Origin of the sequence: Alcanivorax quisquiliarum (genome assembly GCF_023051175.1) — a bacterium.
Taxonomy (GTDB): Bacteria; Pseudomonadota; Gammaproteobacteria; order Pseudomonadales; family Alcanivoracaceae; genus Isoalcanivorax; species Isoalcanivorax quisquiliarum.
The window spans coordinates 180,871-195,621 of record NZ_JALKII010000007.1 but is presented as its reverse complement, the minus strand read 5'-3'; the positions used below and the strand labels follow the sequence as shown (position 1 = coordinate 195,621).

The 14,751-nt window shown below is 59.1% G+C and carries 14 protein-coding genes; 6 read left to right on the top strand and 8 right to left on the bottom strand.

All coding sequences use genetic code 11. The features are described 5' to 3' along the window. Positions 1-24: 24 nt before the first annotated feature. Entirely contained in the window at positions 25-294 is a 270-nt protein-coding gene (locus MU846_RS11455; RefSeq protein WP_246952844.1) for a type II toxin-antitoxin system Phd/YefM family antitoxin, read from the bottom strand. A 476-nt stretch (positions 295-770) separates the two neighbouring features. Then, complete coding sequence (locus MU846_RS11450; protein WP_246952842.1) at positions 771-1,487, bottom strand: spermine/spermidine synthase domain-containing protein; 717 nt, start codon at positions 1,485-1,487, stop codon at positions 771-773. A 50-nt stretch (positions 1,488-1,537) separates the two neighbouring features. Here MU846_RS11450 and MU846_RS11445 point away from each other — a divergent pair, with 50 nt between their 5' ends. The 5 genes from MU846_RS11445 (at position 1,538) to bamJ (ending at position 6,818) form a co-directional block, all read left to right on the top strand. Beyond that, on the top strand, positions 1,538-2,407 hold the full coding sequence (locus MU846_RS11445; RefSeq protein ID WP_246952840.1) for a YcgN family cysteine cluster protein: 870 nt from the start codon (positions 1,538-1,540) through the stop codon (positions 2,405-2,407). Positions 2,408-2,894: 487 nt separating this feature from the next. Then, positions 2,895-3,224, top strand: a complete 330-nt coding sequence (locus MU846_RS11440; protein WP_246952838.1) for a hypothetical protein — start codon at positions 2,895-2,897, stop codon at positions 3,222-3,224. Between the two features lie 386 nt (positions 3,225-3,610). Beyond that, positions 3,611-5,146 carry a catalase gene (locus tag MU846_RS11435; protein ID WP_246952836.1) on the top strand — a complete coding sequence of 512 codons (1,536 nt, stop codon included), beginning with the start codon at positions 3,611-3,613 and terminating at the stop codon, positions 5,144-5,146. 150 nt (positions 5,147-5,296) lie between these two features. After that, the gene (locus tag MU846_RS11430) at positions 5,297-5,893 is read left to right on the top strand and encodes an ankyrin repeat domain-containing protein (protein WP_246952835.1); all 597 of its coding nucleotides are present in this window, start codon (positions 5,297-5,299) and stop codon (positions 5,891-5,893) included. A 214-nt stretch (positions 5,894-6,107) separates the two neighbouring features. Further along, positions 6,108-6,818 (top strand): BamJ family beta-barrel-assembly machinery protein, encoded by a 711-nt coding sequence (bamJ, locus tag MU846_RS11425; RefSeq protein WP_246952833.1) that lies wholly within the window; start codon positions 6,108-6,110, stop codon positions 6,816-6,818. Positions 6,819-7,616: 798 nt separating this feature from the next. Here bamJ and MU846_RS11420 read toward each other — a convergent pair. Further along, positions 7,617-8,258, bottom strand: a complete 642-nt coding sequence (locus tag MU846_RS11420) for a transposase (protein WP_246952831.1) — start codon at positions 8,256-8,258, stop codon at positions 7,617-7,619. A gap of 285 nt (positions 8,259-8,543) precedes the next feature. Between MU846_RS11420 and MU846_RS11415 the strand changes: the two genes are divergently transcribed. Continuing rightward, entirely contained in the window at positions 8,544-8,723 is a 180-nt protein-coding gene (locus MU846_RS11415) for a hypothetical protein (RefSeq protein ID WP_246952829.1), read from the top strand. Positions 8,724-9,095: 372 nt separating this feature from the next. Here the strand turns inward: MU846_RS11415 and MU846_RS11410 are convergent, their stop codons facing one another. The 5 genes from MU846_RS11410 to MU846_RS11390 form a co-directional block, all read right to left on the bottom strand. Next, positions 9,096-9,947 (bottom strand): hypothetical protein, encoded by an 852-nt coding sequence (locus tag MU846_RS11410; protein WP_246952826.1) that lies wholly within the window; start codon positions 9,945-9,947, stop codon positions 9,096-9,098. Positions 9,948-10,219: 272 nt separating this feature from the next. Continuing rightward, positions 10,220-11,740 carry a fumarate hydratase gene (locus MU846_RS11405; RefSeq protein WP_246952824.1) on the bottom strand — a complete coding sequence of 507 codons (1,521 nt, stop codon included), beginning with the start codon at positions 11,738-11,740 and terminating at the stop codon, positions 10,220-10,222. Positions 11,741-12,026: 286 nt separating this feature from the next. Beyond that, positions 12,027-12,908: an alpha/beta fold hydrolase gene (locus tag MU846_RS11400; RefSeq protein ID WP_246952822.1), complete on the bottom strand. Its 882-nt coding sequence runs from the start codon at positions 12,906-12,908 to the stop codon at positions 12,027-12,029. Then, positions 12,902-13,177 (bottom strand): acylphosphatase, encoded by a 276-nt coding sequence (locus MU846_RS11395; protein ID WP_246952820.1) that lies wholly within the window; start codon positions 13,175-13,177, stop codon positions 12,902-12,904. The genes MU846_RS11400 and MU846_RS11395 overlap by 7 nt, the downstream gene beginning before the upstream one ends. Further along, on the bottom strand, positions 13,174-14,610 hold the full coding sequence (locus tag MU846_RS11390; protein WP_246952818.1) for a YihY family inner membrane protein: 1,437 nt from the start codon (positions 14,608-14,610) through the stop codon (positions 13,174-13,176). Before MU846_RS11390 ends, MU846_RS11395 begins: the two co-directional genes overlap by 4 nt. Positions 14,611-14,751 lie beyond the last annotated feature (141 nt).

The following is a 14,751-nucleotide window of genomic DNA, read 5'->3' as shown; positions in this document are numbered from 1 at the left end:
TGACTTTGCGACGCGTAGTTCCATTTACTTGAGACCTAACGCGTTCCTGGCCTCGCCCAACGACATGGCATTCCCTTCGCGTGCGTCCATCAGCCCTTGCGCCACCGCTTTGACGAACCGTAGCTCCTCAGCATTTTTTTCGTAATCCTCAAGCCCTTGCACGACGGCTACACCGCGACCACGGCTGGTAAGCAGGATCGGGCGGTGCGTAGCCTGCGCCCGGTCGACTACCTTGCCGGGGTTGATCTTCAGGTCTGAGAGAGGAACCACATCCCCAGAAAACTTGCCTTGCATAACATTCACCGCATATTTTTATTGGCACCTATTATTGGCATCTATTTACAGGGGCCGTCAATGCTTAGCAGCGCCCGGTCAGCTGTTTTCCCGGTAGAAACCCGACGGCATGTCTTATTCAAAACGGTGTAGGTGAGCCGGCGCTGGATTGTGAGGTTGCTCAGTTGACTGAGCCGGCCTGATGCAGGTGACAAACCTTTGCTCCGTACTCTGCGTTCACTTCCAGGTAAGCGTTCGGCGAACCCATTTAGCCGCCGTTATTTTCCGCAGTAATTCAAGGCGTATGCCTATCTGAAAGATATACCGCAGCGACTCTGACGCAGAAAAATAAAAACAATAATTTTTTTGCCGGTTAAAAAAGTTGGTTCATCGTCGATTTCCGTGAAAGCATTTCCGATATCCGTGAAAGCACCAAGGAGCTGGCCAAAACACCGAGCTTTTTTTGAAATGAGTGGTTGGTGGGGATCTGGTCGCGGCTAGCGGCGTGTGCCGGAGAGAAATGTCCATAGCTCGCCGTAGGAAGGCACCATCACCTCCTGTTCGTAGACGGGGCCGAAATGCACGGCGAGCTGATCTTTGAGATCGCCTAGCCAGCGTGCTCGATCTGGCTGTGAGGCGCCGCAGGCTTGCAGGCTGATGACGCCGCCGGGGCGCAGGCTTCGGTGGATGCTGGCCAGGATGTCGGCCATGAATTCCGCACGGGTGGTGTGCTCGTTGACGGGCTCCATCGTGAGATCGTAGATCACGGCATCCAGCTCGCGGGCTTCCGCTAGCCAACCGAATGCGTCGCCAACGATGACGTTGCTGCGCGGGTCGGTGAATGCATCGCCGCACAGGCGTGGCAGGTGCGTTTTCGACAATTCGATAACGGCTTCGTCGATGTCGATCAGTGTCACCTCGGCCAGCTCTCGGGTGAGCAGATCGGCCTGTTGCAGCAGTGTGTTCATGACGCCGCCGTCACCGCCGCCAAGAATAGCCACGCGCCGGCAAGCGGGCAGCGTTAGCAGGGGGGCTGTCATGGCGGTGTTGTAGGCCAGATCCGATTCGGAAATCTGTAGATCGCGATCGATCCAGAGCTGATTGCCGAACACGGGGTGCTGGTAGATCTCGACCAGCTGCCACTCGCTTTGGCAGCTTTCCAGAAGGGCCGGCGCCACTTCGGGGGCAGCTGAAGGGAAAAATTGCATGTCCATGGTGTGAAACTATAGCGCCTGTGGGCAGGCAAGTCTAAAAGCTGGGGGCGATGGGGTGGTTAGCCGGTTTTCGGTGCCGTTTCGCGCTTTTCAACGCTTTTCGCGGCTTTCAAGCACTTTCACAAGTGCTTGTGGGCTGGTGCTTTCATTTACTTTGCGCTCTCTCGCATTGGCTTGCGCTCTCTATGCATTGGCCGTGTGCTTTCTATGCATATTGCCTTGCGCTTTCTATGTATTGCCTTGCGCTTTCTATGTATTGCCTTGCGCTTTCTATGTATTGCCTTGCGCTTGCTTGCATTGCCTCTGCCGCACTGGCCCGCTCGCTGGCGAGCTGCCGCACTGGTGCTTCTGCAAAACTTTTCAGGATGGGGCACAATCCGCGCGCCCAGGTTGGCGCATTTTTCTGCATTTGGCGTATTTTCGCGCATTTTGGCTTCATTTCATGGGAGTTCGGGAGATTGCGGGAGCGGTTTTGGGAGCGTTTGTCGCTGGGTGAATTGAATAAGCGGGAGTGGGAGGCGCTGTGCGATGGTTGTGGCCAGTGCTGTCTGTTACGAGAGGTAGAGCCGAACGCGGTGACGGTGTTCGGGGTGGCGTGTGAGCTGCTGGATATTGAAGCGGCTCGCTGCCGTGATTACGCCCGGCGCCTGGAAAAGGTGCCCAGTTGCCATCGGCTGACGCCGGCAAATGTGCCGCGTTACGACTGGCTGCCGAAAACCTGCGCTTACCGGTTGTTGCACCACGGCAAGCCGCTGCCTTCCTGGCATCCGCTGCTGGCGGGAGGGCGCGATAAAATGCGCAAGAAAGGGATTACCGTCAGCCATTACGCGCTGCCCTGTGAAGAGGTGCCACGCCGGCATCTGAAACGGCATGTGGTGGAGCGCTGGCCGCTCGTGTCGCGAGCCTCGCAAAAGAAATAACCGTGTGGGGTGGGCAAGGCTCTCTTGCCCTGCCCTCTTTCGCGTTTTCACTTGCTTTGCCGGGAGCTGCTCTGCGAATGGTGGGTCGCTGACTTACTGATTCGCTGGCTCGCTCGTCTTTGATCGTTTGATTGTTCAGCCGGGAGTCGATGGCTGGTTGCTGGTTGCGCTTTTTTTGCACCTGCTCGATTAATCCGGGCCTTTCTGTTCTGGTAAAATTGATTACACTATTAACTCACTTTCTCCGCCCTTAATATCAAAACGCCCCTATACTGATATTGATTTCAAACCATTCCCTCCGCTGCGTTAAAAGCGATATATTTGGGTTCGCCTTTTCGGGCAATATGTTTCACCGCATATCATTGCCACTCAGAGGTACGGGCTTTCTCCTGAATCACTTTGAAAAAAAACAGGCAATTGAGGTTTCAATTTGGTCGTTCTGGATTGACGGCTGTTATCGTTGCTTGATTACGGGGGGCATAATCGTATGGATTACTGGTCTGTCCTGGTTCACTTGAATGAAGAAGATATTCCGTTAACTTACCGCCGCTGCGAGGGCATCTTTTGCGAGGATACCGGCACGGCCACTCTTGGCATTTCACCGCAGGGCCGCTTGCTGGCCAACCCACCCTTGCTGGATTCACCCGAGCTGGCCGAAGCGCTGCTGGAAACGGTGCGTCCGTTGATCACTACGCGCCCTTATGGCCCGCGCTCTCACCTGAGCATCCGGCTGCGCCATCCTTGTGAGGAGTGGTCCACACGGCAGATTGCGCGCGATTCCGCAGCTGTGCGCAGAGCGTTGGGCTTGCCGAATTGACGCGGTGCGGCATCGCCGCATCCTTCTACGCGGCTTTGGCTGCCGCCCGCTAACGTGCTTGCGGGGTTTGCTGGCGGCTCACGTCAAGGCCGCTGGGTGCCTTTTCTGCAACATCACCGACCGGCCGCCGCCTGCCGTCAGCAAGCGGCGGCGGTTGCCGGTTCGCGGTCTCTGCCCCGGCTCTCCGTCCATGCTCTTCCTCCATGCTCTCCCATCTACGCTATCCACTCTGCCGCTTTGTCTATCGCTGCAATAGGCAGCATCCGAATCAATCGAAAACACCTATCAATCTCTTAAGAATATAAAGCTTAAGGCTATTGATACAAATTCGTAATCTGGCTGACGCCCTGACTTGGCATGGGCTTTGATGATGACGAGGTAAAAACATGAATGTGTCTTTTCCGGCTGCCAAAGCGCTGTGTCTCGGCGCCGCGCTTGTGGCCAACGCGCTTTCTCTGCCCGCTCACGGGACAGAACTGACTCGTGATAATGGTGCGCGGGTCGGCGATAACCAGAATTCCCAAACGGCGGGGCCGCGTGGGCCAGTGGTGTTACAGGACCTTCACCTGTTGCAGAAACTCCAGCGCTTTGATCGCGAGCGTATTGCTGAGCGCGTGGTGCATGCCCGTGGCACTGGTGCGCATGGCGAATTCACCGCCACCGCCGATCTGGCGAATCTGACGACGGCCTCGGTGTTTACCGAGGGCAAGACAACGCCGGTGTTCGTGCGTTTTTCCACCGTTGTGCACGGCAACCACAGCCCGGAAACGCTGCGTGACCCACGGGGCTTTGCCGTCAAGTTCTATACTGTCGATGGTAACTGGGATCTGGTGGGAAACAATTTCCCCACCTTCTTTATTCGGGATGCCATCAAGTTCCCCGATATGGTGCACGCGTTCAAGCCAGACCCCGATAAAAACTACGGGACGAACCGCACGCTGTTTGATTTTTTCAGCCATGTGCCGGAGGCCACCCGGACGCTGACGTTGCTTTACTCCAACCATGGCACGCCGGCCACTTACCGCCATATGGACGGCAGCTCGGTGCACGCTTACAAGTTCGTCAATGCGGCGGGCGAATACCGCTATGTGAAGCTCAACTGGAAAACGCGCCAGGGTGTGAAGAATCTTGATCCGCAGGAGGCGGCGCAGATTCAGAGCACGGATTTCAATCACATGTCGCGGGATATGATCGAGGCCATCAACCGAGGGGAATTTCCCCGGTGGGATCTTTATATCCAGGTGATCGAGCCGGAGGATATGGACAAGTTTGATTATGATCCGCTGGATGCTACAAAAATCTGGCCCGACGTGCCTGAGCGCAAAGTAGGCACGCTGGTGCTCAACCGCAACCCGGCCAATGTGTTCAACGAAACCGAGCAGGTGGCCATGGCGCCGGCAAATACGATTCCCGGTATCGAGCCTTCGGAAGATCGTTTGCTGCAAGGCCGCCTGTTCAGCTATGCGGATACACAGATGTATCGCCTGGGTGCCAATCACCAGCTGCTGCCGATCAACCAGCCTCGCGTACCGGTGAGCAACCATAATCAGGGCGGGTTGATGAACACTGGCAGCCGTTCGGGTGAAGTGAACTATGAGCCGAGCCGCCTTCTGCCACACCCGCAAACCGCATCGGCCCGCTACAGTGAACTGCCGCTGTCTGGCACTACGCAGCAGCGCAAGATTTACAAGGAGCAGAACTTCCACCAGGCGGGTGAGCTGTATCGGTCTTTCACGCGCAAGGAGCAGCGCGATCTGATCAACAGCCTGGGCGCTGCGCTGGGTGAAGCTGATGACGAAGCCAGGCACCATATGCTCTCGTTCTTCTACAAAGCTGATGCTGATTACGGCAAAGGGCTGACGCGAGTGGCCAAGGGTGACCTGGCGCGCGTGCAGGCGCTTGCAGCACAGCTCGAGGATTGATTTCTGCCTGGGAGGGCTGGCGCTTTGTGGTGCCTGCCCTCTTCCATTTCTCGCCCCAACTTTATATTTCTCGGGTTACTCGCGGTTTTTCTTCAAGAATTTTTGCACACTCGACTGCGAGGGCTCGGCCAGCATCAGTAAGGAGGTATTATGCGTAGCGGTTTGCGGAAGTGGTTGCCGGTTTTTTTAATCTCGCCGCTCATCGCCAGCGTTGCCGTTGCAGGCGAGCAAGGGGCGTTGAGCCAGGAGGAGATCCAGCAGCAGCTGGCCGGCTTTTATTTTGCTGCCGCACGCGCTGGTGACAACGCCGTGCTACACGAATTCATCGATGCCGGCTTTGATCTGGAAACGGCGGATGAGAAAGGTTACACGGCACTGATCCTCGCCGCTTATAACGGGCGCGGCGACACTGTAAGGCTGTTACTGGATGCCGGAGCTAACGCCTGCACCGAGGACAAGCGTGGCAACACCGCATTGCTGGGCGCTATTTTCAAGGGTGAGCTAGGCATCGCCCGGCAGTTGATGAAAGCTGACTGTGATCTGAACCAGCCTAACCTTGCTGGCCAGACGCCGGCTATGTTTGCAGCGCTGTTCCAGCGGCTGGAGCTGCTGGACGAGCTGGCCCGGCAAGGTGCTGATCTGGATGTTGTGGATCGGATGGGCAACAGTGCTGCGAATCTGGCCGAAGGCCGCTTTGCAACCGGGCAGGCGGGCGGCGAAAGCAGAAGTTCAAGCGCACTACGTTGAAATTGATCCGTTTGATTTTGTGCGCGTAAATTTATTCCAGTGGCCACTGTTTCGTTGCTTTGGCAGAGTTTCTCGGAACATTTCCCTGCTGATCCCGTGGCAGGTTCTGGAGCAGTCGTCAGCTTGCATGACACCTTCAAAATGCCACTATTTTCTCTGCCCTGTCGACACGCCATGATGATGCCTTTCATTTTTTCCAATGAGGGGTGTGACAATGAAAGGACGTATCGTGATGGCCTGCTCTGCTGCGCTACTGATGGCTTGCAGCGGCCAGCAACCGAAACCCATTGATAGCGACAGCGCGGAAATTTCCTATGCGTTCGGAGCGCAGGTGGGCCAGATGGTCAAGGGCGCTGTGGCGGAGCAGGAGATCGATATTGATCTGTTTGCCGAGGCGCTGACTACCGCGCTTGCCGGTGGTGAGCTGCGCATGAGCGAAGCCGGGATCAAGGAGGCGGCTGAGCGCCAGCAGCAACGCATGGCACAGAAGCAGGAAGCCGAGCGTGCCGAGCGCCTGACCAGGGCACTGGCGGAAGGCGAGGCATTTCGCAAGGCGTTCCGGGAAAAACCTGGCGTGGTAGAACTGGAAAGTGGGCTGCTTTATCAGCGGCTGGTGCGCCACGATGAGGGCCGCACACCGCGCCTGGAAGATACCGTGGTTGCGCATTATGAGGGCAAGCTGGCGGATGGCACGGTGTTCGACAGCTCCATCGAGCGCGGTTCGCCCGCTTCGTTCCCCTTGTCGCAGGTGATAAAGGGCTGGCAGGAAGCGCTGCAACTGATGCGTGAAGGTGAAAAGTGGCAGCTGGTTATTCCGCCCGAGCTGGCCTATGGGGAGCGCGGTGCCGGCGGCCAGATTGGCCCGAACGAGACGCTGGTGTTTGACGTGGAGCTGATCGAGATCAAATCTGCGGATGATGCGTGAGGCGAGTCGATTTTTTTCTCGCCTCTCCCCTTGTGGGACAAGCGAAGCGCAGAACAGCCGCAGGCTGTCCCGAAGGGTGAGCGAAGCGAATAAGGGGTTGGGGGAGAGGGGGCGACGAACATGCAGCTGTTACGATACCAGCTGCATGTTGCACTGCTTTCAATTATCTTCAGTAGGATTTTCTATAAAACTCGACAGGAAAAAAATTCGAGCGTTGGCCAGTTTCGTTCTGCATCAAGTGCCGAGTGTATATTTCCTGCCATAATCTCCCCCTCTCCCCAACCCCTCTCCCACAAGGGGAGAGGGGCTAAAAAAGGGTTCGTTGTCGATTTCCGTGGGGTAATTTCCGGCATCCGTGAAAGTACTAATAGATTGGCAAAAATACCGAAGGGGGAGCGAATCAGTTTTTTGCTCCCCGCTCCTCTTGTGGGGGACAAGCGAAGCGCAGAACAGCCGCAAGCAAGCCCGAAGGGCAATCGAATCAGCTTTTTGCTCCCCTTATCTCTTGGAATTCTGGCAGATTAGGTGTCGAGAACCGGCGTGGTCGACCGTTATCCCCTGGTGGGATAAGCGAAGCGCAGAACAGCGGCTGGCTGTCCCGGAGGGTGCCGGAGGGTGTGCGAGAAAAAAGCCGGCGGCCGATGTTCTGGCCGCCGGATAATCGGCTTGGTTGCTGCTTTGCTTGCGCTTTCTCTTCTTTCTCTTCTTTCCCTTCCCCGTCTCCTGGTAGTTGCCTTTTGCCCTCCTCTGCGCTGGTAGTGGATGTTGCTGTCAAGCGGCCGGCCAGCGACGCTGCCGCTATTTGCCGCGGAGCTCGCGCTCGAAATAGGCGCAGCCGGTGACTTGGCCGGTGTTGACGGCGCGCTCGATATTTTCTCTGTCGCTCGCACACAGGCCGGCGTTGAAATAATCGCGGTACACTTCTGCCCGGGCCTCTGCGTCGTGGCCGAGGCGTTTGTAATCCTCGGCGTCGTCGAGCCAGTAGATATGAGTTTTGCCGAGCCTCATGCGGTAACTGCTGTGATGGTAATGAAACGCGGTTTTCACGAAGCCGTGCAGTACCGGCAGCCGTTCGATGTAATTCATGCACGCCAGCAGCCACTGCCCCGGTTGCACCGGGCTGGAGCGAAAGCGTGGCTCCCAGGGCGATCCGGCTCCCATGTGCCGCCGCTTGTAGCGCATGGTGACGCGGCACGACAGTGATTTCATGAAATCGGATATGTCGGCCGCTTGCCGCTCTGCGGTGGCGAGCAGATGAATCCTGTCTGGTAGCAAGCACCAGGCATGCACCGCAACGCTGTTGGTTTCCCTCAGCTCGCGGATATGGTGAATACAGTGCCGGTAATCCTGACCGTCTCGGAAAACCTGCATCCCGCCCTGTGTCTTTCTCACGATATGGTGCGCTGTGGCAGCAATGAGAATACGGTTGGTCTGGTTCATGGTTCCCCTCGTTCTCCATTCGAGAGTCCTTTAGCTTAGAGGGAATAACCACCGGTAAAAATGCAATTTCAGGAAATCTACTATTTGCTTAAACTCACTCTGATGGTTTTGTTTTGTGCATTTTGCCTTGATAGCGGCGGGTGATTTTATAATGCGATCAGTAAAAAAGTTATCGGTGATAGCCAATTGATGCCAGACTAAAAAAATAAACATATTTCGTTATTTTGGTGAGAGGCATCTGGTTTGCCGTTTATCGGAAAGGCTTGATGAGAGTTAGCCATAATAATGAAGCCTGCCAATGAGTTGTCCGATGGCGGGATGCCGAAGGTATCGGCGCCGGCTTTATATCAGGCTGTTTCGAGGGAGCTGTCGGGCGGCAATCTGACCACCATTGACATCATTACGATTTCAAATGACGGGCGGCTCCAGCAGCGCCATTTTCAGGTAAGGCGTTACAAATCTTGACAGCCAAACAAATAGCCGCGGGAGCTGTTGCATATATGCAAACTGTTGCTATGCGACTTGAAGGAAATTTTTTTATCGGGGGGCGGTTTTGAGGGAACTTTTTTGCGGTTGATGTCAATTTGCCCCAAGCATGAAGCGCATTTGCCGGCGAATTTTTTTGTCAGTTTCCTGCACTTGTCGGGGCGCTCCCAAACGGTAACGAGGGGCACGGAACAGGCGAGTTGCTGGCCGTGAAGGTGAAGGTTCAACGCATGAGATTGTAGCGAGCAGCTTCGGCAATTGCGCTGGCGGGGTGGCCACCGCGTGCTGCCGGGCCTGGCGGCAGGGGCTGGTGTCGCGCAGGGCGGGCGCTGGCAAGCGAGCGGCGGCGGATCAGAACAGGCCGCCTTCCTGGGGGCAGCTTTCGGCGGTCATGTTTTGCGACAGGACGAAGCGGTCTGCGTCGGTGCGGGCTTCGATGTCGGCAACGCGCAGGTAGGTCATGCGCCAATAGGCGGGATTTTCGATAAAGCGTGTTTCGATGGCCAGATCACCGCGTGGCAGGCGTGCTTCGTTGGCGATGATGGTGAGGTTGCGGCCGGATCGAGTGATTTGGTAGCCCTGGTTGGGATAAGCAAGCTCGATGCAGGCGAGAAAGGTTTTCAGGGTGGTTTTCAGTGGCTGGCCGAGGTTATGCGCGATGGGCATGTCGGGCACGCTGGCGAGCTCTTGCTGGATGGCGGCCTGGCTGATGCGCTGTTGTAATGCTTCGCGACGTTGTTGCTCCAGCTCTTCTGCGCGGGCCAGCTGGGCGCGCAGCAGCTCGGCTTCCTGGCGGCGGCGTTCGGCTTCGCGCCACTCCTGCTCTCGGGCTTCTTCCACTCGCTGCCACTCACGTTCCATCAGTTCGGCAATGGCGCGTTCTTCTTCGGCGCGCAGGCGGGCAGCTTCTTGCTCTTCGGCTTTGCTGATCTGTGCTTCGCAGCCGGGCAGTACAAGCTGGCGGTAGCGCTCTTCGGGCAAGGTGAGTTGCTGGTTGTGCAGATCAGCCAGATAGGCGCAGGGGCCGTGCAAGGCGCCGAGCCGATCGATATCCGCGTAGGTCAGGCCGGCGATGCGATCCGGGGGTGCCACATGTGGCACCCAGGGCGGGGAGGCGTCTCGCAATGATGCGCAGCTGGCGAGCGTGGTCAGCAATAGCCCGAGCCCGATGTATCTGATCGCTTTACGTGCTGGTGTCTGCATAAGCCTGCATAATATTGAAACGTGGCCACGCGGTGCGCTGATCGCTGACGGCCCCCTCGCCGGCGGCACTCTGCCCGAGACGGTGCCTTGAGGCGCTCAGGCGCTTTCGAGGACGAGGCTCCTGCCGAATTTGCCTGCCCGATATTCGGATCGGTACGGTGCACTGAAGTGGCTCCGCTGTCCACCGCTAGCGTCACAGGCACGCCTTCGATCTCCGAGCGCGGGCTACCCGCCTCCCCTGCAGCGTGCGGCGGGGAGGCGTTTTCGAGCCTTCAGGCGTTTTCGACCACGGGAATCTTGCCGATTTTTGCCTGCCAGATTTTCGGGCCGGTGCGGTGCACTGATGTGCCTTCGCTGTCCACGGCTACGGTCACGGGCATGTCTTGCACTTCAAATTCGTAGATGGCTTCCATGCCCAGGTCTTCGAACGCGGCGACTCGTGAAGCACGGATGGCTTTGGAGACCAGGTAGGCGGCGCCGCCGACGGCCATCAGGTAGACGGCTTTGTTGTCGCGGATGGCGTCGATGGCGATCTGGCCGCGCTCGGCTTTGCCGACCATGCCGATGAGGCCGGTCTGTTCGAGCATGGTGCGGGTGAATTTGTCCATGCGGGTGGCGGTGGTGGGGCCAGCCGGGCCGACCACTTCGTTGCCGATGGGATCAACCGGGCCGACGTAGTAGATGAAGCGGTTGGTGAAATCCACCGGCAGTTTTTCGCCTTTGGCGAGCATGTCTACCATGCGCTTGTGCGCGGCATCACGGCCGGTGAGCAGTTTTCCGCTGAGCAGCAGGGTGTCGCCGGATTTCCAGCTCTGCACTTCTTCCGGGGTGATGGTATCGAGATTTACGCGGCGGGATTTGCCGTCGTTGCCCCAGGCGATCTCGGGCCACTCATCGAGGTTCGGCGCTTCGAGGTTGGCCGGGCCGCTGCCGTCGAGCACGAAGTGAGCGTGGCGGGTGGCGGCGCAGTTGGGAATGATGGCGACAGGTTTGTTGGCGGCGTGGGTGGGGAAATCCACCACTTTCACATCCAGCACGGTGGTCAGGCCGCCGAGGCCCTGCGCGCCGATGCCCAAAGCGTTGACCTTTTCGAACAGCTCCAGGCGCAGCTCTTCGGCGCGGTTTTGCGGGCCGCGGGCTTGCAGTTCGTGGATGTCGATCGGGTCCATCAGGGATTCTTTTGCCAACAGCATGGCTTTTTCGGCGGTGCCGCCGATGCCGATGCCGAGCATGCCGGGCGGGCACCAGCCGGCGCCCATTTTCGGCACTTGCTCCAGCACCCAGTCCACCACGGAATCAGACGGGTTGAGCATGGCGAATTTGGATTTGGCTTCGCTGCCACCGCCCTTGGCGGCCACTTGAATGTCCAGTGTGTTGCCTGGCACGACGTCGTAGTGGATGACGGCCGGGGTGTTGTCTTTGGTGTTGGCTCGCTTGCCGTCCGGATCGGCCAGCACGGAGGCGCGCAGCACGTTGTCCGGGTGGCTATAGGCGCGGCGCACGCCTTCGTTGATCATGTCGGTGAGGCTCAGATCGCCATCGAAGGTCACTTGCATACCGACTTTGCAGAATACGGTGACGATGCCGGTATCCTGGCAGATTGGCCGGTGTCCGGTGGCGGACATGCGGGAGTTCACCAGTATCTGTGCCATGGCATCCTTGGCCGCCGGGTTTTCTTCGCGCTCATAGGCTTCATGCACGGCACGGATAAAATCCACGGGGTGGTAATAGGAAATGTATTGCAGGGCATCAGCGACGCTCTGGATCACGTCGTCCTGGCGAATCACCGTCATGGGTTACTCCGGGTGGAAATATTCGGGGGCGGCATTATAGCCTGATGGGCGCGGTGTAGGCACCTTGCCGCAGGAGCGGCTGGCGGAATCGGCGCTGGGGCGCGTCTCGGCCATCGCCCGCCAGCCTGACAGCACTGCAAGGAGGCGGTCAGGCCGGGGTACGGCGGGCGATGCGACCGGAGCTGCCCCTTTTTAGGCTCTTCCAAGGTGGTGATCTGCTCGAACATCCGAGCCGTACAAGACCCGCCGAGGCGTCACGGATAAAGCGGGAGAAAGCCGCCCCGACTCATCGTAATGGCGGGCTGGCGGCCAGGTGTGACAGCAGCAGGCTGTTGATGCGTTCGGGGCGTTCCAGGTGCAGGAAGTGGCCGGCATCGGCAACGGTTTCCACTTGCACGCCGGCCAGGAAATCGCGTTCGTTGACGGTGTGTTCCAGCAGCCGGGGGCTCATGCAGCCGTCTTTGCGGCCGAGCATTACCAGAGTGGGCACTTCGATGGAGCGCGCCATCCAGCGCCGTGCTTCCTTGTGGGCGGGTGTCCAGAAGCGCGGCAGGTGGCGATACCAGTTCAGAGCGGCGGTGAGGACGCCGGGCTGCGCCAGTGTGCGGCGGGCATTGGCCAGCGCTTCGCCGCCGTCCCAACCGGGTGACCAGCGCCGCCATAACCATTCAATGCCTGACAAATTATCGCGCCGCAGCGTCCACTCGGGCACCAGCGGCAGTTGGAAAAACTCCATATAGGCGGAAAGCAGCAGTTGCTCCGGCACGCGCAGGACTGCTTTGGGCAGGCGTTTGATGGGCGGTATGGCGAGCGCGGTGAGCGAGGAAAACAGCTCCGGGGAGCGGGCGGCGGCCAGGTAGCCGACGGCTGCGCCCCAGTCATGGCCGACCAGATGCACGGCGCCGCCCAGCTGGGCAGCAAAGCCGCAAATGTCTTCCGCTGCAGCACGCAGGGAATAATCGCCATCGAGCGCCAGGCAACTCGGTGCATAACCGCGCATGGCTGGCGCCACGGCGCAGTAGCCGGCGGCAGCAAGTGCGTGCAGTTGCGGTGCCCAGTTCTGGTGGCAATCGGGAAACCCGTGCAGTAATAAAACGGGCTCGCCATCGCCGCACATCAGCGCGGGGAATCGCATGTCGCCGCGCACCAGTTCAACCTGCTTCACCATTTCACCTCGAATCCGGGATCGGCTGGCACGGCATCGGCCAGGCGCTCTACCTCGACCGCCTCGACCCGTGCCTGGGGCGGGCCATGGTGCAGCCAGGTGAGCATCTGTTGCAAGGCGGTGTCGCCGCCGCGCAGGTGCGCTTCGACACTACCGTCGTCGCGGTTGCGCACCCAGCCGGCCAGGCCCAGTGCCTGTGCCTGCTCGCGGGTGCTGGCACGAAAATGTACGCCTTGCACACGGCCATAAACGCGCACTTGCAGTGTTTTCATACGGATACCTTGCGCGCACGGCCGGCGGTGTTCGTGCTCTCGGTGCTCTCTTCGCTGGCTGCGCTGTTGTCACTGGCTGCACTGTTTTCGCGGGCTGCGCTGCCTTCACTGGCTGTATTCCCGGCACGCACCACCACGGGGGCTTCGGCCGCACGGCTTGCATCGGCGCTTGGGTCGGCGTCACCCGGTGCGTTGAACAGGGTTTCCAGCGACAGTGACAATGGCCGGCGCATGTTTTCCTGTGCTTCGGTGCAGCGCGCCTGCAAGTCGGTTTCCCAGGGCCGGCGCAGCGGTGCCATAACGCGCAACTGGCTTTCTGCTGGCCAGGGTGTCATGTCCAGCAGCTCCGAAAGGGTCAGGGTGCGCAGATCGCGGGTGAGCACATAGCCGCCTTCCTCCGTGCGCCGCACCAGTTCCAGATCCAGCAGCAGGTTGCGGTATTCATCCCAGCGGGCGGCGCCGGCGGCGATCAGGGTGCGGCGCAGTTGTGCCGGGCGCAGCACGCGGCCTTGTTGCTGTTTGCGCCAGAGCACTTCCAGCACGCGCAGCAGGGCTTGCAGGCGCGGCACGTTGCGGCGGTATTCGCCGAAGATGGTGAGTGTGCGCACCAGTTCGGCGCCGAGCAATACCACCACCCAGGAGATATACAGCCAGAGCAGGAAGATCGGCACGGCGGCAAAAGCGCCGTAGACGACTTCGTAATTGGGCGCATGGCGGATAAACAGTGTGAAGCCGCTCTTGGCTACTTCGAACACCACGGCGGCCACAAAGCCGCCGACCAGCCCCTGACGAAACGGCACATGGCAGTTCGGCACGACCACATACAGCAAGGTGAGCAGGCTGGTGGTGAACAACACTGGCAGCAGCGCCAGCCACAGGCGCATGCCGCCAAAGTAAGCCACGGTGTCGCTCACCAGCGAGACGGAGGTGAGATAGGAAGTGACACCAAGGCCGGCGCCGAGCAGTAACGGGCCGAGTGTCAGCACGGCCCAGTACATCAGCAGGCTGACCAGCCCCTTGCGCGGCGCAGCCACTTTCCAGATGCGGTTCATGGTGTGTTCGATGGTGCGCAACAACAGCACGGCGGTGATAACCAGCACCAGCCCGCCGATCAGCGTGAGGTTGGTGGTCTGGCGGGAAAACTCGTGCAGATAATCCTGCACCTGATTGCCGGCTGACGGCACGAAATATTCCAGCAGCCAATCCTGAAACACGCTGCCGCGTTCTTTCAGTGCCGGCACCATGGCCAGCACGGAATAGGTCACGGTGAGCACCGGCACGATGGCGAACAATGTGGTGTAGGTGAGCGCGGCGGCGCTCTCCCGGCAACCATCATCACGAAACTGGCGCCCCAGCAGGCCCAGAAAATCCCGCACGGTGCCACCGGCGTTCACCAGGTGTTGCCGCATGATGTGCCACGTTGTCGAATCCATACCGTTCATCCGTTGGGGTTCCTCATCCTTGTTACCGGCCGGCCACCCTGGCCGTGCTCCTTGATTTGCAGATCCACTGTGCCCGATCCGCTGCGCCTGATTACTGCGCTTGAACCTGGCCGCGTGCCGCAACGCGGCACT

Excerpts from the sequence above, each read along its gene's own strand:
- MU846_RS11455 (WP_246952844.1), bottom strand. The coding sequence starts at position 294 with ATGCAAGGCAAGTTTTCTGGGGATGTGGTTCCTCTCTCAGACCTGAAG.
- MU846_RS11450 (WP_246952842.1), bottom strand. The coding sequence starts at position 1,487 with ATGGACATGCAATTTTTCCCTTCAGCTGCCCCCGAAGTGGCGCCGGCC.
- MU846_RS11445 (WP_246952840.1), top strand. The coding sequence starts at position 1,538 with ATGGGGTGGTTAGCCGGTTTTCGGTGCCGTTTCGCGCTTTTCAACGCT.
- MU846_RS11440 (WP_246952838.1), top strand. The coding sequence starts at position 2,895 with ATGGATTACTGGTCTGTCCTGGTTCACTTGAATGAAGAAGATATTCCG.
- MU846_RS11435 (WP_246952836.1), top strand. The coding sequence starts at position 3,611 with ATGAATGTGTCTTTTCCGGCTGCCAAAGCGCTGTGTCTCGGCGCCGCG.
- MU846_RS11430 (WP_246952835.1), top strand. The coding sequence starts at position 5,297 with ATGCGTAGCGGTTTGCGGAAGTGGTTGCCGGTTTTTTTAATCTCGCCG.
- bamJ (WP_246952833.1), top strand. The coding sequence starts at position 6,108 with ATGAAAGGACGTATCGTGATGGCCTGCTCTGCTGCGCTACTGATGGCT.
- MU846_RS11420 (WP_246952831.1), bottom strand. The coding sequence starts at position 8,258 with ATGAACCAGACCAACCGTATTCTCATTGCTGCCACAGCGCACCATATC.
- MU846_RS11415 (WP_246952829.1), top strand. The coding sequence starts at position 8,544 with ATGAAGCCTGCCAATGAGTTGTCCGATGGCGGGATGCCGAAGGTATCG.
- MU846_RS11410 (WP_246952826.1), bottom strand. The coding sequence starts at position 9,947 with ATGCAGACACCAGCACGTAAAGCGATCAGATACATCGGGCTCGGGCTA.
- MU846_RS11405 (WP_246952824.1), bottom strand. The coding sequence starts at position 11,740 with ATGACGGTGATTCGCCAGGACGACGTGATCCAGAGCGTCGCTGATGCC.
- MU846_RS11400 (WP_246952822.1), bottom strand. The coding sequence starts at position 12,908 with ATGGTGAAGCAGGTTGAACTGGTGCGCGGCGACATGCGATTCCCCGCG.
- MU846_RS11395 (WP_246952820.1), bottom strand. The coding sequence starts at position 13,177 with ATGAAAACACTGCAAGTGCGCGTTTATGGCCGTGTGCAAGGCGTACAT.
- MU846_RS11390 (WP_246952818.1), bottom strand. The coding sequence starts at position 14,610 with ATGGATTCGACAACGTGGCACATCATGCGGCAACACCTGGTGAACGCC.